Below are 25041 nucleotides of genomic sequence, written 5' to 3'. Positions count from 1 at the left end.
AGGTGCGGCCCCTGCGCCCCGCCGACCCCTCGGCGATCGCCGGATATCGCCTGCTCGGCCGGCTCGGCTCCGGTGGCATGGGCGTGGTCTACCTCGCCCGGTCCGCCGGCGGCGCGCTCGCCGCGCTCAAGCTGATCCTGGCCGAGCACGCCGCCGACCCGGGCTTCCGGGAGCGGTTCCGGCGGGAGGCCAGGGTCGCCGAGCGGATCACCGGCCGCTGGGTGGTCCGCGTCCTCGGCTCCGACCCGGAGGCCCGGGAGCCGTGGCTGGCCACCGAGTTCGTGCCCGGCCCCTCGCTCGCCGAGGCCGTCGGCCTCCACGGCGCCCTGCCCGAGGCGACCGTACGGGCCCTGGGCGCCCGGCTCGCCGACGCGCTCACCGACATGCACCAGGCCGGACTCGTCCACCGCGACGTCAAGCCCGGCAACGTCCTGCTCGCCCTCGACGGACCCCGGCTGATCGACTTCGGCATCGCCAGGTCGGCCGGGGCCACCGCCCTCACCGCCACCGACGCGATGATCGGCACGCCCGGCTTCCTCGCCCCCGAGCAGGCCCGCGTCACCGGCGCCGACGAGGTCGGCCCGCCGAGCGACGTCTTCTCGCTGGGGTGCGTGCTCGCGTACGCGAGCACCGGCCGTCGCCCCTTCGGTACGGGCGGGGTGGCCGCGGTCGTGTACCGCACCGTCCACGAGGAGCCCGATCTCGACGACGTACCGGAAGCGCTGTTGCTGCTGGTGACGGCCTGCCTGGCCAAGGACCCCGCGGACCGGCCCACGGGGGCGGACGTACGGGCCTTCCTCGGCCCGGCCGACGGTCCGGCGGGCGACTGGCTGCCGGCAGGGCTGCCCGCGCTGATCGCCGAGCGCTCCGCCCGGGTCCTGGACCTGCCCGTGGCGGAGCCGACCGTCGTCGTGCCCTCCGCCGAACCGGCCCGCATCTCGCCGTCACGGCGGCGCTTCCTGGCCCTCGGTTCCGCGGCCGCCGTCGCCGGGGCCGGCGGGCTGACGGCCTGGTTGGTGAACCGCACCCCCGGGAGCCCGTCGGCAGGCGGGCCGACCGCGGCCCTGCCCGCCTACACGATCGGCGTCCAGACCGATCTGAGCGGGTCCCGTGCGGCGGACGGACGCGCCCAGGAGCGTGGCGCGAGACTGGCCGTCGAGACCTTCAACGCCCGTTCCGAGCGGCCCTTCGACCTGGCGCTGAAGGTACGGGACGACGAGGGCGACCCGAGAAGGGCCGGAGCCGTGGCGCGGGAGTTCGTGAACGACGCGGCCGTCATGGCCGTGATCGGCCCGACCACCCGCGACACCGTGATCGCCGCTGCCGACGCGTACTTCGCGAGCAAGCTGGTCCTCGCTGCCGTCGCCGTCGGCGTCGACCAGGGCGACCTGGCCCTTCCGAGCGTCAGCCCCGTCTATCGCGAGCTGCGCGTCCAGCACGACATGCTGCAGCTGCCCGTCACCAGCATCGCCCTGGTGCGTGGCGCCAAGCGGACGGCCGTGGTGCTGGACCGGGCGGCGGGCGACTTCGGCTGGCGTACGGCCAACTCCGTGAAGAGCACAATGAGCGCCGTGGGCGAGGAAGTGACCATCCATCAGATAGCCGCGAGGGAAGAGGACTTCGGACCTGCGGTGCGGGAGGCCCTTGCCACCCGTCCCGACGTCGTGCTCTTCGGGGGCGTCTCCCCGCGCCGTGCCGGACTGTGCGCCAAGGAGCTGAAGCGGCAGGGCTACGGAGGTCTGCGCGGTGGCATCGAGTACGCGCTGGCACCGGAGTTCTTCTCCGTCGCGGGCCCGGCGGCCGAGGGCTGGTACTTCGGCACCACCTACATCGACCCGGCGCTCGTCCCCGCGGCCAAGGCGTTCACCGCCGCCTATCGCAAGCGCTGGGGCCTGTCGGGCACGGCGCCGGTCGAGCGCTTCGCGGTGGAGGCGTACGACTCGGTGATGTGCCTGGCCGAGCGCATGACGGGACTGGTGTCGAGCCAGCGGCTGGAGATCACGCGGGTCGCCGTGCGGGGGGCGATGCGGGCGTTCGCGTTCCAGGGCGTCGCGAAGAAGTACGGCTTCGACTCGCAGAGCGTGATGATCTTCCAGTACCACGACGAGCTGTTCCTGTACCGGATCGAGCGGGGCGCTCCGCGCTACATCGGCCCGTACGAGAAGGTGGTGGAGGACGAGAAGAAGCGCCGGAAGAAGCAGTGAGGGGTGCGGTTCCGCTCCTCGCGGTCCGCACCCCTCATCTCCGTATCGCGCGTGGCTAACCCACCACGGTCCAGGTGTCGTTCCCCGCGAGCAGCTGCCCCAGGTCGCCCTTGCCGTGCTGCTCGGTCGCCGTGTCCAGCTGGTCGGCCATGAGCGTGTCGTACACCGGCCGCCGCACCGAGCGGAACACGCCGATCGGCGTCTGGTGCAGCGTGTCCGGGTCGGCGAGCCGCGACAGGGCGAACGCGGTCGTCGGGGAGGCGGAGTGGGCGTCGTGGACCAGGATCGCGCTCTCGTTCTCCGGGGTGACCGTGACGACCTTCAGATCGCCCGTGGCCGGGTCCCGTACGACTCCCTTGTCCAGGCCCGTGCCGAAGCGGATCGGCTGTCCGTGCTCCAGCCGGATCACGGCCTCCTGGGCCTGGTCCTTGTCCTTGAGGACCTCGAAGGCGCCGTCGTTGAAGATGTTGCAGTTCTGGTAGATCTCCACGAGCGCCGTGCCGGGGTGGTCGGCGGCCTGCCGCAGGACCTCGGTGAGGTGTTTGCGGTCGGAGTCGACCGTCCGGGCCACGAAGGACGCCTCCGCGCCGATCGCCAGCGAGACCGGGTTGAACGGCGCGTCCAGGGACCCCATCGGGGTCGACTTGGTGATCTTGCCGAGCTCGCTGGTGGGGCTGTACTGCCCCTTCGTCAGACCGTAGATCCGGTTGTTGAAGAGCAGGATCTTGAGGTTGACGTTCCGTCGCAGCGCGTGGATGAGGTGGTTGCCACCGATGGAGAGCGCGTCGCCGTCACCCGTGACCACCCAGACCGACAGGTCGCGGCGCGAGGTGGCCAGACCCGTGGCGATGGCCGGGGCGCGGCCGTGGATGGAGTGCATCCCGTACGTGTTCATGTAGTACGGGAAGCGGGAGGAGCACCCGATGCCGGAGACGAAGACGATGTTCTCCTTCGCCAGGCCGAGTTCGGGCATGAAGCCCTGCACGGCGGCGAGGACGGCGTAGTCGCCGCACCCCGGGCACCAGCGCACCTCCTGGTCGGACTTGAAGTCCTTCATCGACTGAGTGGCTTCGGCCTTCGGCACGAGGTTCAGGAGCGACTCACTCATCGATGGCCTCCTTGAGGGCCGAAGCGAGCTGCTCGGCCTTGAACGGCATCCCGTTGACCTGCGTGTACGACCGGGCGTCGACGAGGTACTTCGCCCGGACGAGGGTGGCGAGCTGTCCCAGGTTCATCTCCGGGACGACCACCTTCTCGTACCGCTTCAGCACCTCCCCGAGGTTCTTCGGGAAGGGGTTCAGATGGCGCAGATGGGCCTGGGCGATCGGGTGGCCGGCCCCCCGCAGCCGGCGGACGGCCGCCGTGATCGGCCCGTAGGTGGAACCCCAGCCGAGGACGAGGGTCTTCGCGCCGTCCGGGTCGTCGACCTCGATGTCCGGGACCTCGATGCCGTCGACCTTGGCCTGCCGCGTGCGGACCATGAACTCGTGGTTGGCGGGGTCGTAGCTGATGTTGCCGGTGCCGTCCTGCTTCTCGATGCCGCCGATGCGGTGCTCGAGGCCGGGGGTGCCGGGCACGGCCCAGGGCCGCGCGAGCGTCTGGGGGTCGCGCTTGTACGGCCAGAAGACCTCGGTGCCGTCCGCCAGCTCGTGGTTCGGGCCGCCGGCGAACTGGACGCGCAGGTCGGGCAGTTCGTCGACGTCGGGGATGCGCCAGGGCTCGGAGCCGTTGGCGAGGTAGCCGTCGGAGAGCAGGAAGACCGGCGTGCGGTACGTGAGCGCGATCCGGGCCGCCTCGACGGCCGCGTCGAAGCAGTCCGCGGGGGTCTTCGGGGCCACGACCGGGACCGGGGCCTCGCCGTTGCGGCCGTACATGGCCTGGAGGAGGTCGGCCTGCTCGGTCTTGGTCGGCAGACCCGTCGACGGGCCGCCGCGCTGGATGTCCACGATGAGCAGCGGCAGTTCCAGGGAGACCGCGAGGCCGATCGTCTCCGACTTGAGCGCCACACCCGGGCCGGAGGTGGTGGTGACGGCGAGCGAGCCGCCGAAGGCCGCGCCGAGCGCGGCGCCGATGCCGGCGATCTCGTCCTCGGCCTGGAAGGTGCGGACACCGAAGTTCTTGTGCCTGCTGAGCTCGTGCAGGATGTCCGAGGCCGGGGTGATCGGGTACGAGCCCAGGTAGAGCGGCAGGTCGGCCTGGCGGGAGGCGGCGATCAGGCCGTACGACAGGGCCAGGTTCCCGGAGATGTTCCGGTACGTGCCGGTGGGGAACGCCCGGGTCGCCGGGGCGACCTCGTAGGAGACGGCGAAGTCCTCGGTCGTCTCGCCGAAGTTCCAGCCGGCCCGGAAGGCGGCCACGTTGGCCTCGGCGATCTGCGGCTTCTTCGCGAACTTCTGGCGCAGGAAGGTCTCGGTGCCCTCGGTCGGCCGGTGGTACATCCAGGAGAGCAGCCCGAGCGCGAACATGTTCTTGGAGCGCTCGGCCTCCTTCCGGGACAGGCCGAACTCCTTCAGGGCCTCGATCGTCAGCGTCGTCAGCGGGACCGGGTGGACCCGGTAGGCCGCCAGCGAGCCGTCCTCCAGCGGGGAGGTGTCGTAGCCGACCTTGGCCATGGCCCGCTTGGCGAACTCGTCCGTGTTGACGATGATCTCGCCGCCGCGGGGCACGTCGCCGACGTTGGCCTTCAGAGCGGCCGGGTTCATCGCGACCAGCACGTTCGGGGCGTCGCCCGGGGTCAGGATGTCGTGGTCCGCGAAGTGCAGCTGGAAGGAGGAGACACCCGGCAGCGTGCCGGCGGGGGCCCGGATCTCGGCGGGGAAGTTCGGCAGCGTCGAGAGGTCGTTCCCGAAGGACGCCGTCTCGGAGGTGAACCGGTCACCCGTCAGCTGCATACCGTCACCGGAGTCGCCGGCGAACCGGATGATCACCCGGTCGAGTCGCCGGACTTCCTTCTCTTCGCCGTGGCGGGGCGCTGCGGGGATGGTGCGCTGCTCCCCGACCAGGGCCTCACCGGCCTCGCTACTGACCTGGCTGGTCACTGAACTGGACCTCCCTCGCGGCAAGGGTCTCTCCGCCGGAGGCGGGAGAAGGCTCGGGGGACGGTCGGCGGACCGGCCGCCCCGTGGCCCACCCTACGACGGTGAGGGAGGCCTTCCCGGGACTTCTCGCATCGTGGACCTCGTTTTGAGATGCCTCTTCGTCATGCATTGTCACGTTCTGTCGCCCCCCAGAGTCTTCGGGAAAGTCGCGTTCCGCTCGTCCTTTGGTACTAGGCCCCGCTTGTCTCGGCATTAGGTCCGTCTTGGCCGGATCCCCCCTCGACTATCTGACAGGGTGTCAGGTAATCAGGAGTTCAGGTAGGTCAGCACCGCGAGTACCCGGCGGTGATCCCCGTCACTCGGAGACAGGCCCAGCTTCAGGAAGATGTTGCTGACGTGCTTCTCCACCGCGCCGTCGCTCACCACCAGCTGTTTCGCGACCGCCGAGTTCGTCCGCCCTTCGGCCATCAGCCCCAGGACCTCCCGCTCGCGCGGGGTCAGGTTCGCGAGCACGTCCTGCTTACGGCTCCGGCCGAGCAGCTGCTGCACGACCTCCGGGTCCAGCGCCGTACCGCCCCTGGCCACCCGGACCACGGCGTCCACGAACTCGCGGACCTCGGCGACCCGGTCCTTCAGCAGATAGCCCACACCCCGGCTGGAACCGGCCAGCAGCTCGGTGGCGTACTGCTCCTCCACGTACTGCGAAAGGACCAGGACCCCGAGCCCCGGGTACTCCTTGCGCAGCCGCACCGCCGCCCGTACGCCCTCGTCGGTGTGCGTGGGAGGCATCCGTACGTCCGCCACCACCACGTCGGGCAGCGCGTCCTCACCGGCGAGACCGGCCACGGTCTTCACCAGGGCCTCGCCGTCGCCCACACCGGCGACGACCTCGTGCCCCCGGTCGGTCAGCAGCCGGGTCAGGCCCTCACGGAGCAGCACTGAATCCTCGGCGATGACCACACGCACCCTGTCCGCCACGTCTCCCACGACCCTGAAGCCCCCATGTTCCGATGTTCTTCCGCGATCTCTCCCAGCATCGCAGTAAGAGGGACGCGCCGGGGCGGCTTGGGGTTCAGGGGTGTGTCGGACGGGGTGGTCGTCGGTGCGTCCGTCGCGTGGCCGACGTCGCGTGGACGACTCAGGCGCGCCAGGGGAGTTCGGCGGTGATCGTCGTCGGGCCGCCGGCGGGGGAGTCCACCGCCAGGATCCCGTCGACCGCGCCGAGCCGCTCCGTCAGTCCGGCGAGACCACTGCCCGCCGTGGCGTCCGCGCCTCCCCGGCCGTCATCCCTGACCTGCAGCATCATCCGGTCGCCCGCACGCCACACGTCCACCCAGGCGCGCCGGGCGCCCGAGTGCTTGGACACGTTCTGGAGCAGCTCGGACACGGTGAAGTAGGCGATGCCCTCGATCGCGGGCACCGGCCGCGCCGGGAGATCGACCTCCACCGACACCGGGACCGTGCAGCGGGACGCGACCGCCGACAGCGCGGCGTCCAGGCCGCGGTCGGTCAGCACAGCCGGGTGGATGCCCCGGGCCAGGTCCCGCAGCTCCTGCAGCGCGGTCTTCACCTCGCCGTGCGCCTCCTCGACCATCCGCGCCGCGGCCTTCGGGTCCTCGGTCAGCTTCTCCTTCGCCAGACCCAGATCCATGGCGAGCGCGACGAGCCGGGCCTGGGCGCCGTCGTGCAGATCGCGCTCGATGCGGCGCAGATCGGCGGCGGCGGTGTCCACCACCACGCCCCGGTCCGTCTCCAGCTCCGTGACCCGGGTCGCGAGCCGCGACGGGCCGAGCAGCCCGGAGACCATCAGCCGGTCGACGGCCGCCAGCGAACGGATGATCCACGGCCCGGCGAGCACGAAGAGCAGGCCGACGGCGCTGGTGACGGCGATCTCGAAGGGGGAGTCCAGATAGAAGGCGTGTGTCCGGTCGCCGTACAGCTGGATGCCGTCCTGGCCCGCGTACATCGGGAACACCCACTGCCATAGCGGGTACGTGAAGAGGGCCCAGCCGTACGTCCAGAAGGCCACCGAGACCGTGAAAGCGAAGATCGCCCACGGCATGTGGAGGATCGCGTACAGCAGGTGCCGCCAGGACGCGCCGCTCTTCAGCATCGCCCCCATCCACGACATCGCCCCGCCCGTACGGCCCCGCACCGGCTCGGGCGCCGCCACGTCCAGCCCGAGCAGACCGCGCGCCCGGGCCCGCTCCACGGCGCCGAAGCCGCGGCACATCGCGAGCGCACCGGCCAGGACGGGGATGCCGAGGAAGGTGATCAGGAGGCCCGCGCCGGCCGAGACCAGGGCGATGGAGAGCGCGAAGTAGGCGACGCTCAGCGGCAGCCCGAGCACCAGGTAGCCGAACTCGCGCCAGGTGCGGCCCTCGAACGGCGCGCGGATCGCGGCGGGGAGGCGGTGGGTGGCCATCGCTGTTGTCCGTTTCTGCTGGAGGAGTTCGACGTATCCAAGCGTTCCGGCTCGACGCGCCGCGGACCATGAGGGAGGTGGGCGTCTACGGCCGGGGGTTTTCCCTACCTGGGGGCGTGGGGGCGTGGGGGCGTGGCGGCCCGAGGCCCGACGGCCTGGCGGGCTGCGGGCCCAGCGGCCGGGTGCCCGGGCCTGCGCGCCTGCCGGCCCGACGGCCTGCGGGCCCAGCGGCCGGGGTGGTGGCGTGTCCGGCTGGGCGGCCCAGCGGCCCGCGGCTGTGGGCCCGACGGTCCGACGCCGCGACGGCCCGGGGCTTGCGGCCCCAGTGGCTCGGGGTGGCGGCGGTGTCCGGCTAGGCGGCCGGGCGGGCGCGCCAGGGGAGTTCGGCCGTGACCGTCGTCGGACCGCCCTCCGGTGAGTCGAGGACGAAGAGCCCGTCGACCGCCCCCAGACGCTCCGCGAGCCCCGCCATCCCCGTACCGCCGTCCATCCGCGCCCCGCCGCGCCCGTCGTCCCGTACCTGGAGCAGCAGCCGGTCCTCCCGGCGCCACACCTCCACGGAGGCGGAACGTGCCTGCGCGTGCTTGGACACGTTCTGGAGCAGCTCGGACACCGTGAAGTAGGCGATGCCCTCGATGGCCTCGGCCGGCCGCTCGGTCAGGTCGACCGTCACCTTCACCGGGACCGTGCAGCGCGCGGCGATCGAGGAGAGCGCGGCGTTCAGACCGCGGTCGGTGAGGACCGCCGGGTGGATGCCCCGGGCCAGGTCCCGGAGCTCCTGGAGCGCCAGCTTCACCTCGCCGTGCGCCTCGTCGACCATGGAAGCGGCCGCCTCCGGGTCCTCCAGGAGCTTCTCCTTCGCCAGACCGAGGCCCATGGCGAGCGCGACGAGCCGGGCCTGGGCGCCGTCGTGCAGATCGCGCTCGATGCGGCGCAGATCCGCGGCGGCCGTGTCCACGACCACGCCCCGGTCGCTCTCCAGCTCGGCGATCCGCCGCTCCAGTTCGTCGGAGGGCGAGAGCAGACCGCGGACCATGGCCCGGTCCGCGTTGGCGAGCCCCCGGGCGAGGAACGGCAGCACGGGCCAGAGCACGATCAGCGAGACGAGGGTGACGGTGAAGGTCACGATCCCCCAGGGCAGCCGGATGAAGCCGTACAACAGCGTCCGCCAGGCCACCGGGTCCTTCAGCGCCGTCCACAGCCAGGGGAAGAAGCCGTGCCGGTGGGGGAGCGGGCTGGGCTCCTCCACCCGTACGCCGAGCAGCGCCCGGGCCCTCGCCCGCTCCGCCCGGCCCAGGCCGCGCGCTCCGGCGAGACCCAGGGCCAGCAGGGGCAGACCGATCACCGTGACGGCCAGCCCGACCCCGATGGCGACCGACACCACCGCGTACACGAAGCCGACCAGCGCGATCGGCAGATTGGCCAGCAGGAAGGAGACCTCCTTCCAGGTGTGCCGGCCGTAGCCGATGCGGGCGGGCGGCAGCCGGTCGCTGTCAGGGGTATCGGTGTCGACGCTCATGGGCCCAAGCCTGCCGGTCCGGAGGCCGGGCACGCCATGGGGTACGTGGGTGAAGGGAAGTAGGGATATCCCCACCCGCTCACTCCGTGGACACGACCGCTTACGGCCTCTTTGCCAGGGCCTAGACTCCCGTGCGTACAGATCGTCGAAACGGGCAGGGAGCGAGGGGTGGACGTGCCGGATCCGACCGTACGGGCGGGACTCGGACTCGCGGCGGACTACTTCCAGTCGTACTCCGTCGTCGGACTGCTCGCCGTCGTCGGCGTGCTCTTCGTCGCCGTCGCGTTCGGCGCGGGCAGACTGCTGCGCCCCGTCGTGCCGACGCCGGAGAAGCTGCTGACGTACGAGTGCGGTGTCGACCCGGTGGGGGAGGGCTGGGCGCACACCCAGGTCCGCTACTACGTGTACGCCTTCCTCTACGTGATCTTCGCCGTCGACTCCATCTTCCTCTTCCCGTGGGCGACCGTGTTCGCCGCGCCCGGCTACGGCGCGACGACGCTGGTCGAGATGTTCATCTTCCTCGGCTTCCTGGCCGTGGGACTGCTCTACGCGTACAAGAAGGGCGTCCTGACATGGACGTGACCCCACTCCCCACCCCGAAGCTGGGCCCGCTGGCCCGGCTGGCGCCAGAGCCGATGAAGGTGGTCCTGAACTGGGGCCGCCGCTACAGCCTCTGGGTCTTCAACTTCGGCCTCGCCTGCTGCGCGATCGAGTTCATCGCCGCGTCGATGGCCCGCCACGACTTCATCCGGCTCGGCGTGATCCCCTTCGCGCCGGGACCGCGCCAGGCCGACCTGATGATCGTCTCCGGCACGGTGACGGACAAGATGGCACCGGCGGTGAAGCGGCTGTACGAGCAGATGCCCGAGCCCAAGTACGTCATCTCCTTCGGCGCCTGCTCGAACTGCGGCGGGCCCTACTGGGACTCGTACTCGGTGACGAAGGGCGTCGACCAGATCATCCCGGTGGACGTGTACGTGCCGGGCTGCCCGCCGCGTCCGGAGGCGCTGCTCCAGGGAATCCTGAAGCTCCAGGAGAAGATCGCGCGGGAGTCCCTGGCGGCGCGCTACTCGGGTCCTTCGGTGGACCAGCTGACCAGCGGGCTCGTCACCCCGCCGAAGCCGGGCGGTGACGACAAGTGAACGCGAACGGGTACGACACCCTCCCGGAGGCCGTGACCGAGATCTTCGGCGAGGAGGCGACGGCGGAGCGGGCGTACGACCTGCTGACGGTGGACGTTCCCGTCGGCTCGTGGATCGCGTCGCTGGAGATCGCGCGGGACAAGCTGGGCTGCACGTACTTCGACTGGCTGAGCGCGGTCGACGAGCCGGGCGTGGGCTTCCGGGTCTGCGCGCACGTGGTGGCGCTGGAGGGCGGCGCGGTGCGCCGCCTGCTGGTCCGCACGACGGTCCCGCACGCGGCGGCGACGCTTCCCACGGCCGTGGACATCTACGCCGGCGCGGCGTGGCACGAACGCGAGACGCACGAGATGTTCGGCGTCGAGTTCACGGGCCACCCGAACCTCGTCCCGTTGCTCCTGCCGGAGAACTTCGAGGGCCACCCGCTGCGGAAGGACTTCGTCCTGGCGGCGCGGGTCGTGAAGGCGTGGCCGGGCGCGAAGGAGCCGGGCGAGTCGGAGCACGGTGGCCCGAAGCGCCGCCAGATGCTCCCGCCGGGCGTCCCGGACCCCAACGACTGGGGCCCCATGAAGGGCCAGCTCCCCCCTGCCCCGGCCCGCCCCGCCCGCGCGGCAGCCGGCGACCGCCCGGCCCGCCGCACGCGCACGGCGGCGGACGGCTCGGCCACCCAGCCCCCGGAGCCCACCACCCAGGCCGCCGAGCCGGGCACCCCCGAAGCCCCCACCCGCCCGCCGCGCCGCAGCCGCACGACGGCGGACGGCTCGGCGAGCCAGGCGGCCGAACCGGTGGAGCAGAGCACGGCGCCGGGTCGCCCGCCGCGCCGCAGCCGCACGACGGCGGACGGCTCCGCGAGCCAGGCTGCCGAACCGGTCACGCCGAGCGAGCCGGCGCCGCAGGCGCCGGGTCCCGCGGAGCCCGGCAGCTCGGCGAGCCAGGCGCTGGAGGCAGAGCCCGGCACGGCCGCGCCCGCCGCCGGCCCGCGCCGGAGTCGCTCCGCGAGCGCGGGCTCGGCGAGCCAGCGCGCGGAGGGCGCGCCCTCCGAACCCGAGACCCCGGCCCAGAAGTCGCCCCGCACCCAGAGCTCGGACGCCCCGTGGCACCACGCCCGCCCAGCGTTCGACGACGAGCCCGGCACGCCGCCACCGACCCCCGAAACGGCGCCGACGCCGACTTCTGAGGCGGCACCGTCCCCGGAACCGGCACCCGCCCCGAAGGCCGAGCCCGCCCCGGAGCCGGCCCCCGCCCCCGAGGCCGAGCCCACGCCCGAGGCGACCCCCGCCCCGGACCGGGCACAGGCGCCCGAGGCGACACCCGGCCCCGAGACCGAGCCGACCCCCGAAACGGCACCGTCCCCGGCACCGGCGCCCGCCCCGAAGGCCGAGCCCGCCCCGGAGCCGGCCCCCGAGGCCGAGCCCACGCCCGAGCCGGCCCCCGCCCCCGAGGCGGAGCCGCGCCGCGGCGGCGGTGACGCCGGGGCGTCCGGCGCCACCGGCCCGTCCGGCCCGATCGGAGCACCCGGCGCCACCGGCCCGACCGGAGCACCCGGCGCCACAGACGCGACGGACCGCACCGACCTCACCAACCCCACCGACCCCACCACCCCCGCCGGAGGCGAACCCGCGTGAACGACGCTCTCGACGTCGCCCTCCGGCTGCTCGTCGTCTTCGCCGTGTTCCTCGTGCTGCCCCTCGTCATCGGGCAGACCGAGCACAAGGTCATGGCCCATATGCAGGGCCGCCTCGGGCCCATGTACGCCGGTGGATTCCACGGGTGGGCGCAGCTCGTCGCCGACGGGGTCAAGTTCGCGCAGAAGGAGGACGTCGTCCCGGCCAACGCCGACCGCCGGATCTTCCAGCTCGCGCCAGCCGTCGCCCTCCTCCCGTACCTCCTCGTCCTCGTCGCCATCCCCATCGGCCCCAGCGAAGGAGCCGTCGGCCAGGTCGTCGACGCCGGCATCTTCTTCGTGCTCGCCGTCATGGGCGTCGGCGTCCTCGGCAGCCTCATGGCCGGCTGGGCCTCCGCCAACAAGTTCTCCCTGCTCGGCGGCCTCCGCACCGCCGCCCAGCTGCTCGCCTACGAGCTCCCGATGCTGCTCACCGCCGCCTCCGTCGCGATGGCCGCCGGCACCGTCTCCCTCCCCGGCATCCTCAACGCCTTCGAGTGGTGGTGGCTGCCCTGGCAGATCGTCGGCGCGCTCGTCTTCTTCGTCGCCGGCCTCGCCGAACTCCAGCGCCCGCCGTTCGACATGCCCGTCGCCGACTCCGAGATCATCTTCGGCGCGTACACCGAGTACACCGGCCTCCGCTTCGCGCTCTTCCTGCTCGCCGAGTACGCCGGCATCGTCGTCCTCTGCGGCCTGACCACCGTCCTCTTCCTCGGCGGCTGGCACGGCCCCTTCGGCGCCGACGGCCTCGGATGGGTCTGGACCCTCCTCAAGACCGCGGTCCTCGCCTTCGTCGTCATCTGGCTCCGCGTGAGCTACCCGCGCCTGCGCGAGGACCAGCTCCAGAAGCTCGCCTGGACGACCCTCATCCCGCTCGCCCTCGCGCAGATCGCGCTCACCGGCATCGTGAAGGTGGCGATCAACTGATGTCCCCGATCCCCGGTTCCGGCCTGGCCAAGGGCCTCGCCGTCACCCTCCGCACGATGACGAAGAAGACCGTCACCGCGCAGTACCCCGACAAGCAGCCCGAACTCCCGCCCCGCACCCGCGGCGTCATCGGGCTCTTCGAGGAGAACTGCACCGTCTGCATGCTCTGCGCCCGCGAGTGCCCCGACTGGTGCATCTACATCGACTCCCACAAGGAGACGGTGCCCGCCGCCACCCCCGGCGGCCGCGAGCGCAGCCGCAACGTCCTCGACCGCTTCGCCATCGACTTCGCCCTCTGCATGTACTGCGGTATCTGCATCGAGGTCTGCCCCTTCGACGCGCTGTTCTGGTCGCCCGAGTTCGAGTACGCGGAGACCGACATCCACGAACTCACCCATGAGCGCGACAAGCTCCGCGAGTGGATGTGGACTGTTCCGGAACCGCCCGCGCTCGACCCGCGCGCCGAGGAGCCCAAGGAGATCGCCGCGGCTCGCAAGGCCGTGGAGAAGGCCGCCGCCGCGGCAGCGGCCGCCGAGGCCGCCGAGGCCGAGGGGGACCAGCAGTGACGCTCGCCGCCACCGGTCTCGCCGCCGCCACCCCCGGCTTCCTCTCGCCCTCCGGCGTCGAGATCGCCTTCCTCCTCGTCGGCCTCGCCACCCTCGGCGCGGCCGTCGTCACCGTCACCACCCGCCAGCTCGTCCACGCCGCGCTCTGGCTGGTCGTGACGCTCGGCGGGCTCGCCGTGGAGTACCTCCTCCTCACCGCCGAGTTCATCGCCTGGGTCCAGGTGCTGATCTACGTCGGCTCCGTCGTCGTCCTCCTCCTCTTCGGCCTCATGCTGACCAAGGCCCCCATCGGCCGATCCCCGGACGCCGACTCGGGCAACCGCCCCGTCGCCCTCGCGGTCGCGCTCGCCGCGGCCGCTGCGCTCGTCTGGGTGGTCGTCGACGCGTTCCGTACGACCTGGATCGACCTGGACGGACCGGCCCAGGGCTCCACCAAGGTGTCCGGCGAGATCCTCTTCCGGCACTGGGTGCTGCCCTTCGAGGCCCTCTCCGTCCTCCTCCTCGCCGCGCTGGTCGGCGCGATCGTCCTGTCCCGCAAGAACGCCAAGGAGGCCCGGGACTGATGCATCTCGCCTACCCCGCCGTCCTCGCCGCCCTGCTCTTCTGCGTCGGCCTCTACGGCGTCCTCGCCCGCCGCAACGCGATCCTGGTCCTGATGTCCGTCGAGCTGATGCTCAACGCCGTCAACCTCAACCTGGTCGCGTTCGACGTCTGGCTCCGCGACGCCCTCCACGCCGGCCAGGCGCTCACCCTCTTCACCATCGCCATCGCCGCCGCCGAGATCGGCATCGGTCTCGCGATCGTCCTGATGGTCTACCGCAACCGCGGCAGCTCGGACGTCGACCGGCTGCGCGACACGGCGGAGGCGCCCTCCGACGACGAGAAGGCCGAGGCCACCGCGTGACCACCACGACCCTCGCCTGGCTCGTCCCGCTCCTTCCTTTCCTCGGCTCCGTCGCCGGCCTGCTCCTCGGCCGCACGGCCCCCGGCTTCGTCCGCCCCCTCGCCGTCCTGCCGTCGCTCGCCGCGGCCGTCCTGGCCGTGCTCGTCGCCGTCCGGCAGGGCGGGGGGGAGACGATCGAGGCCTCCACCCAGCTCACCCCGACCGGCTCGGTCCCGATCGACCTGGCGCTGTACATCGACGGCTTCGCCGCCCTCGCCGCCGTGCTGGTCGGCGTCGTCGCCACCTGTGTGCAGATCTACTCGACCGGGTATCTCCGGGACGACCCGCGCTACCCCTCGTACGCCGCGCTCGTCTCCCTCTTCTCCGCCGCGATGCTGCTCGTCGTCTACTCCGGCGACCTGATGGTGCTCCTGGTCGGCTGGGAGATCATGGGCATCTGCTCGTACTTCCTCGTCGGCCACTACTGGGAGACCCCCGAGGCGCGGGCCGCCTCCCTCAAGGCCTTCCTGGTCACCAAGCTCGGCGACGTCCCCTTCCTGATCGGCCTCTTCGCGCTGGCCACGGACGCGCAGACGTTCCGGATCGACGGGATCCTCGAAGCCGTCGAGCGCGGCGCCCTGGAGCACCCCACCCTCATCGCGCTGCTGCTCCTCGCGGGCGTGGCGGGCAAGTCCGCGCAGTTCCCGCTGCACACCTGGCTCCCCGACGCCATGGCCGGCCCCACCCCCGTCTCCGCGCTCATCCACGCGGCGACGATGGTCGCCGCCGGTATCTACTTCGTGGCCCGTCTGCTGCCCGTCTTCACCTCGTCCGCGGCCGCGCTGACCGTGCTCGCCGTGATGGCCGCCGTCACGATGGTCGGCTCGGCGCTCGCCGCGCTCGCCCAGGACGACATCAAGCGGGTCCTCGCCTACTCCACCATCGGCCAGCTCGGCTACATGGCGGGCGCCCTGGCCGTCGGCGACCGCGGGGCCGCCGTCTTCCACCTCATCTCCCACGGCGCCTTCAAGGCCCTCCTCTTCCTCGCCGCCGGCGCGATCATCCACGCCGCCGGTACGAACTCGCTCTCGGCCATGTCCCGGATGAGCGGCCTGACCAAGCGGGTCCCCGACGCGTACTGGACGATGACCGTCGCCCTCCTCGCGCTCGCCGCCCTGCCGCCGTTCGCCGGCTTCTTCTCCAAGGAAGCCGTCCTGGTGGCCGCCGAGCACACCGCGCTGGGGGACCGCACCGTCGCCCCCGCCGGGGCCGGCTGGACCGTCCTCGTCGCGGGCCTGGTCACCGCCCTCCTCACCGCCGCGTACGCGAGCCGCCTCTGGCTGCTCGCCTTCCGGGGCCGGGGCGCCGAGGCCCCCGACCACGGTCGCCAGCCGCTCGCCATGACCACCGTCCTGTGGGTGCTCGCGATCCCCTCCCTCGGCTTCGGTCTGAGCGTCACGTACCTCGACGACTGGTTCGACGGCAACGCCCTCACGCCGACCGTCACCACCGCGGTCCTCGGCACGGGCATCGCGCTCGTCGGCGCCGTCGTCACCTACGCGGTCTGGCGCACCCTCGCCACCAAGGTGCCCGCCGGAAAGGGCCCCGCAGGCGAGCCGGTCGCGGCGCACGTCGCCCACCCCGACGCCGAGGCGGGCCAGGTCGAGGCCGAGGCCCTGCACCTGCCGCACCCGGCCGAGGACCCGACCGACCCCGGCCGTGTCCTCCTCGGCCCGCTGCACCGCCACGCGGTCACCGGCTTCCACCTGGACGCCCTCTACACCGCGGTGTTCGTCCGCCCCGTCCTGGCCGCGGCCTCCCTGGTCCGCTTCCTGGACCGCGAGGTCGTCGACACCTACGTGAGCGGCGCGGGCACCGGCACCAAGTGGCTCGGATGGCTCGTCCGCCGCGCCCAGACCGGCAACGTGCAGACCTATCTGAGCGCCCTGCTCGCCGGCTCCGTCGTCCTGGCGATCGCCGCCGTACTCGTCGCCGCCGGAGCGTGAGACGTGATCGATATCAGCGAATCCGTGATGCAGTTCCTTCTTGCGTTGATCGTCGCCGGCCCGCTCGTCGGAGCCGCCGCCGCTCTTCTCCCAGCCCCGCCCGGGCTGAAGGGGAAGTCGCCCGACCAGGCCGTGCTCCGCCACGGCGTGACCGTCACGGGCGTCGTCCTGATCGCCGCGATCGTCCTCGCCCTCGGCTTCGACCACGACCAGCCGTCGAGGATCCAGGCGAGCACGGACATCACGTGGATCCCCGCACTCGACGTGCGGCTCCACCTCGGCGTCGACGGCATTTCCCTCCCCCTCCTGGTCATGACCGCGCTGCTGACCTTCCTCTGCGCGCTCTACAGCTACTTCAAGATGCCCAGCGGCCCTTCCCCCAAGGGCTTCGTGGCACTGCTCCTCGTCCTCGAGTCCGGCACGCTCGCCACCTTCGCCGTCCTCGACCTGATCCTGTTCTTCCTGGCCTTCGAGATGGTCCTCATCCCGATGTACTTCCTCATCGCCCGCTGGGGCGGCGAGGGCAGGCAGGCGGCCGCCTGGAAGTTCATCCTCTTCACGCTGCTCGGTTCGGTCGTCATGCTGCTCGGCCTGCTCCTCATCGGCGTGAAGGCGGGCACGTTCGACATGGTGGCACTGGCCTCTGACAACGGCCGTGGACTGACCACATCCGTGCAGGTCATCGCCGTTCTCGCGATCGGGATCGGGCTCGCGGTGAAGACCCCGATGTGGCCGCTGCACAGCTGGCTCCCGGACGCCCACACGGCCGCCCCCACCGTCGGCTCGGTCCTCCTCGCGGGCGTCCTGCTGAAGATGGGTACGTACGGTTTCGTCCGGATCGTTCTCCCGATCGCCCCGGACGGCATGAGGGTCTTCGCCCCCTATCTCGCGGCCTTCGCCGTCGCCGGCATCATCTACGGATCGCTCGCCTGCCTCGCCCTCGCGAAGCCCGGCAACAAGGGCGACCTCAAGCGCCTGATCGCGTACTCGTCCGTCGGCCACATGGGCTTCGTGCTCCTCGGCATCGCCACCATGACCCCCACGGGAGTCAACGGCGCGCTCTTCGCCAACATCGCCCACGGCCTCATCACCGGCCTGCTCTTCTTCCTGGTCGGCGCGCTCAAGGACCGGTACGGCACCGCCGACCTCGACACCCTCGCGGGCGCCACCGGCGCCGCGCTCTACGGCCGCGCCCCCCGGCTGGGCGGACTGCTCGCCTTCTCCGCCGTCGCCTCCCTCGGACTGCCCGGCCTCGCCGGCTTCTGGGGCGAGATGCTGGCCCTGTTCGGCGCCTTCGAACCGGCCGCGGGCCTCAGCCGCCCCGCCTTCCTCACCTTCATGGCGATCGGCGCCTTCGGCACCCTGCTCACCGCCGCGTACCTGCTCGTCGTCGTCCGCCGCGTCTGCATGGGCGGCCCCCGCCCCAGCGGGGAGACGGTGATCGCCGACGTCCAGGGGTACGAGTTCGCCGCCTGGACCCCGCTCGTCGCCCTCACCGTCCTCGCCGGCCTGTGGCCCGCGGTCCTCCTCGGCCTCACCGATCCGGCCGTCCAGAAGCTCCTCGCGGGAGGGAACTCGTGACGACCACGAACCTCGTCCAGTCCGTCGACTGGCTCGCGATCGCGCCACCCACGCTCACCGCCGTGGTCGCCCTTGCCGTGCTCGTCGCCGACCTCTTCGTCCCCGCGCGGCACAAGCAGCTCCTCGGCTGGACCGCGATCGCCGGGCTCGTCGCCTCGATCGCCCTGCTGATCCCGCTGCGCGCCGGCGACCGCTCGACCTTCTGCCTCACCACCGATCCGGCCGCGACCGCCGCCTGCAGCTACACCGCCGACCGCTTCACCCTCGTCATCCAGTTCCTGGTGCTCGGCGGGGCGCTGCTCACGGCCCTGCTGTCGCTCTCGGACACCCGCGAGAAGCTCCCCGCCGGCGAGTACTGGTTCCTGCTGCTGTCGTCGGCCGCCGGCGCGGCGCTGCTGCCCGCCTCCCGGGACCTCGCGACCCTCGTCGTCGCCCTCGAAGTGGCCTCCCTGCCCGCCTTCGCGCTGGTCGGTCTGCGCCGGGGCGACCGGCAGTCCAGCGAGGCCGCGCTGAAGTTCTTCCTCTCCTCCGTCACCGCGACCGCCGTGACCCTGCTCGGCGTCAGCTTCGTGTACGGCGCGACCGGCACCCTGTACCTCACCGAGATCGCCCAGCGCCTCGACGACGTGCCCGGTCAGCTGGAGACCCTCGCGCAGGCGGGCGTCGCCCTCACCCTGGTCGGCTTCGCCTTCAAGACGGCCGCCGTCCCCTTCCACTTCTGGGTCCCCGACACCTACGTCGGCGCCCCCCTGCCCGTCGCCGGCTATCTCTCCGTGGTCGGCAAGGCCGTCGGCTTCACCGGCCTCATCCTCGTCACGGTCGTCGCGTTCCCCTCGTACGCGGACGTCTGGGGCCCCGCGCTCGCGGTCCTCGCCGCGCTCACCATGACCGTCGGCAACGTGGCCGCCCTACGGCAGGTCTCCACGCGCGCGTGGAGCGCGGTCCGGCTGCTCGCCTGGTCCTCCGTCGCCCAGGCCGGCTACCTCCTGGTGCCGATCGCCGCCGCCGCGTACTCCAGCGACGACCAGATCGGCGCCACCGTCGCGTACGCCCTCATGTACGCCGTCGTGAACCTCGGCGCCTTCGCGGTGGTCGTGCTGGTCGCCCGTACGCACCCCGAGAACCGGATCTCCGACTACCGCGGCCTCTACGCCGACCGTCCTGTGATCGCCCTCACCCTGGGCTTCTTCCTGCTCAATCTGGCCGGACTGCCGCCCGGTATCATCGGCCTCTTCGCCAAGGTCACCGTCTTCTCGGCGGCGGTCGACGCGGGCCTCGGCTGGCTGGCCGTGATCATGGGCGTCAACGTCGTGATCGGCCTCTACTACTACCTGCGGTGGACGGCACTGCTGTTCCGTGCGCCGACGGTGGAGCAGGCCCACGCGCGCATGCCCGCCCCGATCACCCTGGCGATCGCGGTCACCGCCGTCGTGGGCGTCGTGCTGTCGGGCTACCCGCAGTTCGCGCTGCGCTTCGCGGCCACCACGCTCTTCTGAGCCCGCACACCCCCACACCCCCCACAGAGAAAAGCATCAAGGAGCTTCACCCGTGCTGAACGGTTTCAAGGACTTCATACTTCGCGGGAACGTCGTCTCGATGGCCATCGGTCTGGCCGTCGGATCGGCCTTCACCACCGTCGTGACCGGCTTCAGCAAGGCGTTCATCACCCCGCTCATCGGTCTCGCCACCGGCTCCGTCGGCGATTTCAGCGAGGCCCGGTTCACTGTCGGCGAGACGATCTTCCCATACGGTCTGGCGATCGCCGCCGCCATAGCCTTCGTGATCACCGCCGCGGTGCTCTACTTCATGATCGTCGTCCCCATGGCGAAGGTCCAGGAGAGGTTCGCCAAGGAAGAGGCCGACGCCAAGTCGGAGAAGCGCGACTGCCCCCGCTGCTTCACCGAGATCCCGGCCGTCGCCACCCGCTGCGCGCACTGCACCAGCGAGGTCGAGCCCGTCGCCGCCGCACTGGAGAAGGCGGGCCTGCCGGCCCCGCGCTGATCACCCGTACGGCCCACGGAGCCCCCGGTGGGGGCAGGGGAACCCGCGCATCCCGCCTGGCGTTGACCAGTACGGGAGGGTCCACTGGACATGGGGGTCCAACCCGGACGAAGTCTGGGGGAGGACCACCACACAGCAAAGGGTTCCCCTGCCGCACCACTTGGAGGGCGTACCGTGCACCGCCGGCACAACGGGCTGAGGACCGCCGTCCTCCTCGGAGGGCTCTCGGCCCTCATCATCCTCATCGGCAGCTTCTTCGGGCGTACGGGGCTGATCGTCGCGCTCGTCGTGGCGCTCGGCACCAACGCGTACGCCTACTGGAACAGCGACAAGCTGGCCCTGCGGGCCATGCGGGCCCGGCCGGTGAGCGAGTTCGAGGCGCCCGGGCTCTACCGGATGGTGCGCGAGCTCTCCACCCAGGCCCGCCAGCCGATGCCCCGGCTCTACATCTCGCCGACCCAGGCGCCGAACGCCTTCGCCACCGGCCGCAACCCCCGCAACGCGGCCGTGTGCTGCACCGAGGGCATCCTGCGGATCCTCGACGAGCGCGAGCTGCGCGGTGTGATCGGCCACGAGCTGAGCCACGTCTACAACCGGGACATCCTGATCTCCTCCGTCGCCGGAGCGCTCGCGTCCGTGATCATGTTCCTGGTCAACTTCGCCTGGCTGATCCCGATCGGCCGCTCCAGCGACGACGACGGCCCCGGCCTCCTCGGCATGTTGCTGATCATGATCCTCGGCCCGGTCGCCGCCTCGGTCATCCAGCTCTCCATCAGCCGCTCGCGGGAGTACGAGGCGGACGCCTCCGGTGCCCAGCTCACCGGCGACCCGCTGGCCCTCGCGAGCGCCCTGCGCAAGCTCGAAGCGGGGACGAAGCAGCTGCCGCTGCCGCCCGAGCCCAAGATCGAGACCGCGAGCCACATGATGATTGCCAACCCGTTCGGAGCGGGCAGGGGTCTATCGAAGATGTTCTCGACGCACCCGCCGATGGCGGAGCGCATCGCCCGACTCGAGCAGATGGCAGGTCGTCGCCCATGAAGACAATCCTGAACGTCATTTGGCTGATCCTGTGCGGCTTCTGGATGTTCCTCGGCTACATGCTGGCCGGCATCCTGCTCTGCATCACGATCATCGGCATCCCCTTCGGTCTCGCCGCCTTCCGCATCGGCATCTACGCCCTCTGGCCCTTCGGCTACACGGTCGTGGACCGGCGTGACGCGGGCGCGCCGTCCTGCGTCGGCAACGTGCTGTGGCTGATCCTCGCGGGCTGGTGGCTCGCGCTCGGCCACATCGCCACCGGCATCGTCCTGTGCATCACGATCATCGGCATCCCGCTCGGCATCGCGAACTTCAAGCTGATCCCGGTGTCGCTGCTGCCGCTGGGCAAGGAGATCGTCCGTACGGACCAGCCGTACCCGTACACGTACTCCACCCACTAGGGATGTTCGCGTCGTCCCCGGCTGACCGCGTACGCCACGGTGCCCACCGCGAGGACCCCGAGCCCGGCGAGCACGGAGGCCGGCGGCAGGGCGAACGCGAGCGCCCCGCACCCCACCAGGCCCAGCGCGGCGAGCGGACGGTGGGAGCGGCCCAGCGTCCACGCGCAGGCGTTGGCGATCCCGTAGTAGACGAGCACGCCGAAGGACGAGAAGCCGATCGCGCCCCGTACGTCCGCCGTCGCCGCCACCACGGCCACCACCGCGCCCACCGCGAGCTCCGCCCGGTGCGGCACCTGGAAGCGGGGGTGCACGGCGGCGAGCCCGGCCGGCAGATGACCGTCCCGGGCCATCGCCAGGGTCGTACGGGACACCCCGAGGATCAGCGAGAGCAGTGAGCCCAGCGCGGCGACCGCCGCGCCCACCATGACGACGGGAACCAGCCATCCGGCGTCGGCCGCCCGGGCCGCGTCCACGAGCGGGGCGGGGGACGCGGCCAGCGCCTGCGGCCCGAGGACGGCCAGGACGCAGACCGCCACCGCCGCGTAGACGGCGAGCGTGATTCCGAGCGCCAGGGGCACCGCCCGGGGGATCGTCCGGGCCGGATCGCGCACCTCCTCGCCGAGCGTGGCGATCCGTGCGTACCCCGCGAATGCGAAGAACAGCAGCCCAGCCGCCTGGAGCACCCCGCCGGCCGTCACGTCCTCGCCGAGGGCGAGCCGCCCGAAGTCCCCGGAGCCGGAGGCGAAGGACGCCGCCACCACCGCCGCCAGGACCGCGAGGACCAGCGCCACGATCACCCGCGTCAGCAGGGCCGACTTCCGCACCCCGCCGTAGTTCACGGCCGTCAGCGCCACCACGGAAGCGACCGCCACCGCATGGGCCTGCTCCGGCCAGACGTACGCCCCGACCGTCAGCGCCATCGCCGCGCACGAGGCCGTCTTGCCGACGACGAACGCCCAGCCGGCCAGGTACCCGAAGAACGAGCCGAGGCGTTCGCGACCGTACACATAGGTCCCGCCCGAGGCCGGGTACAGGGCGGCCAGCCGGGCCGAGGACATCGCGTTGCAGTACGCGACGAGCGCGGCCAGCCCGAGCGCCGGCAGCAGCCCCGAACCGGCCGCCTCGGCCGCCGGGCCGAGCGCCACGAAGATCCCGGCGCCCACCATCGAGCCCAGCCCGATCACGACGGCGTCGAGGACACCGAGCGAGCGGCGCAGTTCCTGTGTCATGCACGGCACACTACGGCCCGCCGCAACCGCGCCCGCGGCCCCCGCGTCTTCCTCACCATGAACGTCATCAGCTGGATCGTCCTGGGCCTGCTCGCGGGCGTCGTCGCCAAGATCCTGCTCCCGGGCCGCGACCCGGGCGGGCTCATCGGCACGACCCTCATCGGCATAGCCGGCGCCTTCATCGGCGGCTGGATCTCGTCCACGTTCCTGGACCGCCCGATCGCCACCGGCTTCTACGACACGGCCACCTGGCTCTCGGCCATCGGCGGCTCGCTGGTGCTGCTGATCGCCTACCGGATCCTCTTCGGCCACTCACGCTCGCGCTGAGGCCGCGTCGCGCCACAGCCCGGTCTCGCGGAGGGTGATGTTCAGACGCCCCGTCAGCCCAAGGGCCGGATCGGCCGTGCCGGGCAGGACCTTGGGCACCCCGTGGTACGCGAGGCGCGACGGCCCGCCGAAGACGAAGAGATCCCCGGAGGCCAACTCCACGTCGGTGTACGGCTTCCCCCGGGTCTCGGTGTTCCCGAACCGGAACACGCAACGGTCACCGAGGCTCAGCGACACCACCGGCGCACCGGACCGCTCCTCCTTGTCCTGGTGCAGCCCCATCCTGGCGCCGGCGCCCGCGTCGTAGAAGTTCACGAGGGCGGTGTCGGGGCTGAAGCCCTGACCGTCCCCGTACGCCTCCGTCACCGCCTCACGCCCCAACTCGCCCAACCAGCCGGGCAGTTCGACATCGACCGTGTCGAGATAGCGGTACGGAACCCAGCGCCGCCCCAGGCAGAGCGAGCGGACGGACATCACGCCGCCGCCCGGCAGCACGGTGTGCCGGTACGGCACCGGCCCGCGCCCCCACTCCCGGCAGGCGGCCACCAACTCCCGCTGCCGGTCGAGGGAGAGCCATCCGGGAACGTGCACCGCACCCGGGGCCACGACGGCCCGCTCCCGGGCGAACAGCCCGTCCATCACGCCACCGGGGCGCCTTCGAGCCCGAGCAGCCGCTCCTTGCGCTCCAGGCCGGCCGCGTACCCGCGCAGACTCCCGTCCGCGCCGATCACCCGGTGACAGGGCCGGACCACCAGCAGCGGGTTGCGCCCGATGGCGGTACCGACGGCCCGCACCCCGGCCCCGGAGGAACCCACCTGCCGGGCGATGTCCCCGTACGAGACGGTGGATCCGTAGGGGATCTCCTCCAGGGCGCGCCACACGCGCCGCTGGAACTCCGTCCCGCTGTCCGCGAACGGGATGTCGAAGCGGTCCCGGCGGCCGGCGAAGTACTCGCCGAGCTGTGCGGCGATCTCCTCGAACGCCTCAGGCGCGTGCCGCCAGCCGTCCTCGACGACGGCGGCACCCTTCTGCCCGGGCAGCGACAGCGACACCAGCGCGGTCCGGCCGGCCTCGCCGGAGCCCCGCCCGGCGAGCAGCATCTCGCCCAGTGGCCCCTCGACGTACGCGTACACCGTCATGGCGGTTCCTCTCCTCGCACTCACTCCGCGTCCAGTGTGCGAGGCCCGCCACCCCGGAGGCTGGCGGCTTTCGGACACGCAGTTCGTGACTAGCGGTAGTTCACGAACTGGATCGCGAAGTCGAAGTCCTTGCCCTTGAGCAGCGCCTGCACGGCCTGCAGGTCGTCCCGGCTCTTCGAGCTGACCCGCAGCTCGTCACCCTGGACCTGCGCCTTGACGCCCTTGGGGCCCTCGTCGCGGATGGCCTTCGCGACCTTCTTGGCGTTCTCCTGGGAGATGCCCTCCTCGATCGTGGCGAAGATCTTGTACTCCTTGCCGGACAGCTGCGGCTCACCGGCGTCCAGCGACTTCAGCGAGATCCCACGCTTGATCAGCTTGGTCTCGAAGATGTCGAGGATCGCCTTCACGCGCTCCTCGCCGTTGGCCTGCATCAGGATCTTCTCGCCCGACCAGGAGATCGAGGCGTCGGTGCCCTTGAAGTCGTAGCGCTGCGAGATCTCCTTCGCGGCCTGGTTGAGGGCGTTGTCGACCTCCTGCCGCTCGACCTTGGAGACGATGTCGAAACTGGAGTCGGCCATGACGTGTGGCTCCTTGCGTCGAATGCGTTGCGGTTGCGTTGGCGTACGAGGCAAGCCTAGCCATCCGATCACGCCCGAACCGCTGATCAATCCGGTGGCGAAGCACCCCTGAGGATCAGGTATCGTTTACGTCGTTGCCACGGAGCACCGCCGAAAAGCGGCTCCGAGCAGCGACATCCCATGGCGGTGTGCCCGAGTGGCCAATGGGAGCGGACTGTAAATCCGTCGGCTTAGCCTACCCAGGTTCGAATCCTGGCGCCGCCACGCGATAGAGAAGGGGGGGGGGGGGGGGGGGCGGGGGGGGGGGGGGGGGGGCGCGCGCCGCGGTTAGGGCCAGAGACGTGAAGACCACACACCCCCCCGAGCAAGCCCCGCGA

The 25041-nt window shown here is 71.8% G+C and carries 24 protein-coding genes and 1 tRNA gene; 16 read left to right on the top strand and 9 right to left on the bottom strand.

From position 1 onward, the window contains the following. Positions 1 to 2 precede the first annotated feature (2 nt). Positions 3 to 2204, top strand: a complete 2202-nt coding sequence (locus ACFVZW_RS22640) for a bifunctional serine/threonine-protein kinase/ABC transporter substrate-binding protein (RefSeq protein WP_384523965.1) — start codon at positions 3 to 5, stop codon at positions 2202 to 2204. Between the two features lie 55 nt (positions 2205 to 2259). Here the strand turns inward: ACFVZW_RS22640 and ACFVZW_RS22635 are convergent, their stop codons facing one another. From ACFVZW_RS22635 to ACFVZW_RS22615, 5 genes are all read right to left on the bottom strand, one after another. Next, positions 2260 to 3312, bottom strand: coding sequence for a 2-oxoacid:ferredoxin oxidoreductase subunit beta (locus ACFVZW_RS22635; protein ID WP_384523962.1), 1053 nt, complete (start codon positions 3310 to 3312; stop codon positions 2260 to 2262). Then, positions 3305 to 5242, bottom strand: a complete 1938-nt coding sequence (locus ACFVZW_RS22630) for a 2-oxoacid:acceptor oxidoreductase subunit alpha (protein WP_384523959.1) — start codon at positions 5240 to 5242, stop codon at positions 3305 to 3307. Before ACFVZW_RS22630 ends, ACFVZW_RS22635 begins: the two co-directional genes overlap by 8 nt. 306 nt (positions 5243 to 5548) lie before the next feature. Beyond that, on the bottom strand, positions 5549 to 6208 hold the full coding sequence (locus ACFVZW_RS22625) for a response regulator transcription factor (RefSeq protein ID WP_329125454.1): 660 nt from the start codon (positions 6206 to 6208) through the stop codon (positions 5549 to 5551). 172 nt (positions 6209 to 6380) lie between these two features. After that, on the bottom strand, positions 6381 to 7667 hold the full coding sequence (locus tag ACFVZW_RS22620; protein ID WP_384523956.1) for a sensor histidine kinase: 1287 nt from the start codon (positions 7665 to 7667) through the stop codon (positions 6381 to 6383). 352 nt (positions 7668 to 8019) lie between these two features. Then, a complete protein-coding gene (locus ACFVZW_RS22615; RefSeq protein WP_384523953.1) occupies positions 8020 to 9186 on the bottom strand; it encodes a sensor histidine kinase in 1167 nt (388 codons plus the stop codon). Positions 9187 to 9360: 174 nt separating this feature from the next. On the opposite strand from ACFVZW_RS22615, the gene ACFVZW_RS22610 reads away from it, so the two are divergent. From ACFVZW_RS22610 to ACFVZW_RS22550, 13 genes are all read left to right on the top strand, one after another. Then, complete coding sequence (locus ACFVZW_RS22610) at positions 9361 to 9768, top strand: NADH-quinone oxidoreductase subunit A (RefSeq protein ID WP_329125452.1); 408 nt, start codon at positions 9361 to 9363, stop codon at positions 9766 to 9768. Beyond that, positions 9759 to 10328: an NADH-quinone oxidoreductase subunit B gene (locus ACFVZW_RS22605; RefSeq protein WP_384523950.1), complete on the top strand. Its 570-nt coding sequence runs from the start codon at positions 9759 to 9761 to the stop codon at positions 10326 to 10328. The genes ACFVZW_RS22610 and ACFVZW_RS22605 overlap by 10 nt, the downstream gene beginning before the upstream one ends. Continuing rightward, complete coding sequence (locus ACFVZW_RS22600) at positions 10325 to 11950, top strand: NADH-quinone oxidoreductase subunit C (protein ID WP_384523947.1); 1626 nt, start codon at positions 10325 to 10327, stop codon at positions 11948 to 11950. The genes ACFVZW_RS22605 and ACFVZW_RS22600 overlap by 4 nt, the downstream gene beginning before the upstream one ends. After that, complete coding sequence (locus tag ACFVZW_RS22595; RefSeq protein ID WP_384523944.1) at positions 11947 to 12915, top strand: NADH-quinone oxidoreductase subunit H; 969 nt, start codon at positions 11947 to 11949, stop codon at positions 12913 to 12915. Before ACFVZW_RS22600 ends, ACFVZW_RS22595 begins: the two co-directional genes overlap by 4 nt. Continuing rightward, positions 12915 to 13481, top strand: coding sequence for a NuoI/complex I 23 kDa subunit family protein (locus ACFVZW_RS22590; protein ID WP_384523941.1), 567 nt, complete (start codon positions 12915 to 12917; stop codon positions 13479 to 13481). Before ACFVZW_RS22595 ends, ACFVZW_RS22590 begins: the two co-directional genes overlap by 1 nt. Continuing rightward, complete coding sequence (locus ACFVZW_RS22585; RefSeq protein WP_384523938.1) at positions 13478 to 14044, top strand: NADH-quinone oxidoreductase subunit J; 567 nt, start codon at positions 13478 to 13480, stop codon at positions 14042 to 14044. Before ACFVZW_RS22590 ends, ACFVZW_RS22585 begins: the two co-directional genes overlap by 4 nt. After that, complete coding sequence (gene nuoK / locus ACFVZW_RS22580; RefSeq protein WP_383550444.1) at positions 14044 to 14385, top strand: NADH-quinone oxidoreductase subunit NuoK; 342 nt, start codon at positions 14044 to 14046, stop codon at positions 14383 to 14385. Before ACFVZW_RS22585 ends, nuoK begins: the two co-directional genes overlap by 1 nt. Then, positions 14382 to 16370 (top strand): NADH-quinone oxidoreductase subunit L, encoded by a 1989-nt coding sequence (locus ACFVZW_RS22575; RefSeq protein ID WP_384523935.1) that lies wholly within the window; start codon positions 14382 to 14384, stop codon positions 16368 to 16370. The genes nuoK and ACFVZW_RS22575 overlap by 4 nt, the downstream gene beginning before the upstream one ends. 27 nt (positions 16371 to 16397) lie before the next feature. Further along, positions 16398 to 17951 (top strand): NuoM family protein, encoded by a 1554-nt coding sequence (locus ACFVZW_RS22570; RefSeq protein WP_384524011.1) that lies wholly within the window; start codon positions 16398 to 16400, stop codon positions 17949 to 17951. Beyond that, positions 17948 to 19447 carry an NADH-quinone oxidoreductase subunit N gene (locus tag ACFVZW_RS22565; protein ID WP_384523932.1) on the top strand — a complete coding sequence of 500 codons (1500 nt, stop codon included), beginning with the start codon at positions 17948 to 17950 and terminating at the stop codon, positions 19445 to 19447. The genes ACFVZW_RS22570 and ACFVZW_RS22565 overlap by 4 nt, the downstream gene beginning before the upstream one ends. A 52-nt stretch (positions 19448 to 19499) precedes the next feature. Then, positions 19500 to 19952: a large conductance mechanosensitive channel protein MscL gene (mscL, locus tag ACFVZW_RS22560; RefSeq protein WP_384523929.1), complete on the top strand. Its 453-nt coding sequence runs from the start codon at positions 19500 to 19502 to the stop codon at positions 19950 to 19952. A 174-nt stretch (positions 19953 to 20126) separates the two neighbouring features. Then, positions 20127 to 20990: a zinc metalloprotease HtpX gene (htpX, locus tag ACFVZW_RS22555; RefSeq protein ID WP_384523926.1), complete on the top strand. Its 864-nt coding sequence runs from the start codon at positions 20127 to 20129 to the stop codon at positions 20988 to 20990. Next, complete coding sequence (locus ACFVZW_RS22550; protein ID WP_384523923.1) at positions 20987 to 21391, top strand: YccF domain-containing protein; 405 nt, start codon at positions 20987 to 20989, stop codon at positions 21389 to 21391. Before htpX ends, ACFVZW_RS22550 begins: the two co-directional genes overlap by 4 nt. On the opposite strand, the gene ACFVZW_RS22545 is transcribed toward ACFVZW_RS22550, so the two are convergent. Further along, complete coding sequence (locus ACFVZW_RS22545; RefSeq protein WP_384523920.1) at positions 21388 to 22620, bottom strand: APC family permease; 1233 nt, start codon at positions 22618 to 22620, stop codon at positions 21388 to 21390. The genes ACFVZW_RS22550 and ACFVZW_RS22545 overlap by 4 nt on opposite strands. Positions 22621 to 22677: 57 nt before the next feature. Here ACFVZW_RS22545 and ACFVZW_RS22540 point away from each other — a divergent pair, with 57 nt between their 5' ends. After that, positions 22678 to 22947 carry a GlsB/YeaQ/YmgE family stress response membrane protein gene (locus ACFVZW_RS22540; RefSeq protein WP_384523917.1) on the top strand — a complete coding sequence of 90 codons (270 nt, stop codon included), beginning with the start codon at positions 22678 to 22680 and terminating at the stop codon, positions 22945 to 22947. On the opposite strand, the gene ACFVZW_RS22535 is transcribed toward ACFVZW_RS22540, so the two are convergent. From ACFVZW_RS22535 to ACFVZW_RS22525, 3 genes are all read right to left on the bottom strand, one after another. After that, on the bottom strand, positions 22933 to 23586 hold the full coding sequence (locus ACFVZW_RS22535; protein ID WP_384524008.1) for an alpha-ketoglutarate-dependent dioxygenase AlkB family protein: 654 nt from the start codon (positions 23584 to 23586) through the stop codon (positions 22933 to 22935). The two genes, ACFVZW_RS22540 and ACFVZW_RS22535, sit on opposite strands and share 15 nt — an antisense overlap. Further along, the gene (locus tag ACFVZW_RS22530; RefSeq protein ID WP_384523914.1) at positions 23586 to 24086 is read right to left on the bottom strand and encodes a methylated-DNA--[protein]-cysteine S-methyltransferase; all 501 of its coding nucleotides are present in this window, start codon (positions 24084 to 24086) and stop codon (positions 23586 to 23588) included. Before ACFVZW_RS22530 ends, ACFVZW_RS22535 begins: the two co-directional genes overlap by 1 nt. 89 nt (positions 24087 to 24175) lie before the next feature. Beyond that, positions 24176 to 24664: a YajQ family cyclic di-GMP-binding protein gene (locus ACFVZW_RS22525; protein WP_147980723.1), complete on the bottom strand. Its 489-nt coding sequence runs from the start codon at positions 24662 to 24664 to the stop codon at positions 24176 to 24178. Between the two features lie 182 nt (positions 24665 to 24846). Between ACFVZW_RS22525 and ACFVZW_RS22520 the strand changes: the two genes are divergently transcribed. Continuing rightward, positions 24847 to 24928, top strand: a tRNA-Tyr gene (locus tag ACFVZW_RS22520). Positions 24929 to 25041: the final 113 nt, after the last annotated feature.

Source organism: Streptomyces sp. NPDC059567, assembly GCF_042735655.1.
GTDB lineage: Bacteria > Actinomycetota > Actinomycetes > Streptomycetales > Streptomycetaceae > Streptomyces.
Note: the sequence above shows the minus strand (reverse complement) of the source record. Positions and strands in the feature narration are given on the sequence as shown.

Bases quoted from the DNA above. Each gene is read 5' to 3' on its own strand.
- ACFVZW_RS22635 (WP_384523962.1), bottom strand. From the start codon at position 3,312: ATGAGTGAGTCGCTCCTGAACCTCGTGCCGAAGGCCGAAGCCACTCAG.
- ACFVZW_RS22620 (WP_384523956.1), bottom strand. From the start codon at position 7,667: ATGGCCACCCACCGCCTCCCCGCCGCGATCCGCGCGCCGTTCGAGGGC.
- ACFVZW_RS22615 (WP_384523953.1), bottom strand. From the start codon at position 9,186: ATGAGCGTCGACACCGATACCCCTGACAGCGACCGGCTGCCGCCCGCC.
- ACFVZW_RS22605 (WP_384523950.1), top strand. From the start codon at position 9,759: ATGGACGTGACCCCACTCCCCACCCCGAAGCTGGGCCCGCTGGCCCGG.
- ACFVZW_RS22590 (WP_384523941.1), top strand. From the start codon at position 12,915: ATGTCCCCGATCCCCGGTTCCGGCCTGGCCAAGGGCCTCGCCGTCACC.
- nuoK (WP_383550444.1), top strand. From the start codon at position 14,044: ATGCATCTCGCCTACCCCGCCGTCCTCGCCGCCCTGCTCTTCTGCGTC.
- ACFVZW_RS22570 (WP_384524011.1), top strand. From the start codon at position 16,398: ATGCAGTTCCTTCTTGCGTTGATCGTCGCCGGCCCGCTCGTCGGAGCC.
- ACFVZW_RS22550 (WP_384523923.1), top strand. From the start codon at position 20,987: ATGAAGACAATCCTGAACGTCATTTGGCTGATCCTGTGCGGCTTCTGG.
- ACFVZW_RS22545 (WP_384523920.1), bottom strand. From the start codon at position 22,620: ATGACACAGGAACTGCGCCGCTCGCTCGGTGTCCTCGACGCCGTCGTG.
- ACFVZW_RS22540 (WP_384523917.1), top strand. From the start codon at position 22,678: ATGAACGTCATCAGCTGGATCGTCCTGGGCCTGCTCGCGGGCGTCGTC.
- ACFVZW_RS22535 (WP_384524008.1), bottom strand. From the start codon at position 23,586: ATGGACGGGCTGTTCGCCCGGGAGCGGGCCGTCGTGGCCCCGGGTGCG.
- ACFVZW_RS22530 (WP_384523914.1), bottom strand. From the start codon at position 24,086: ATGACGGTGTACGCGTACGTCGAGGGGCCACTGGGCGAGATGCTGCTC.
- ACFVZW_RS22525 (WP_147980723.1), bottom strand. From the start codon at position 24,664: ATGGCCGACTCCAGTTTCGACATCGTCTCCAAGGTCGAGCGGCAGGAG.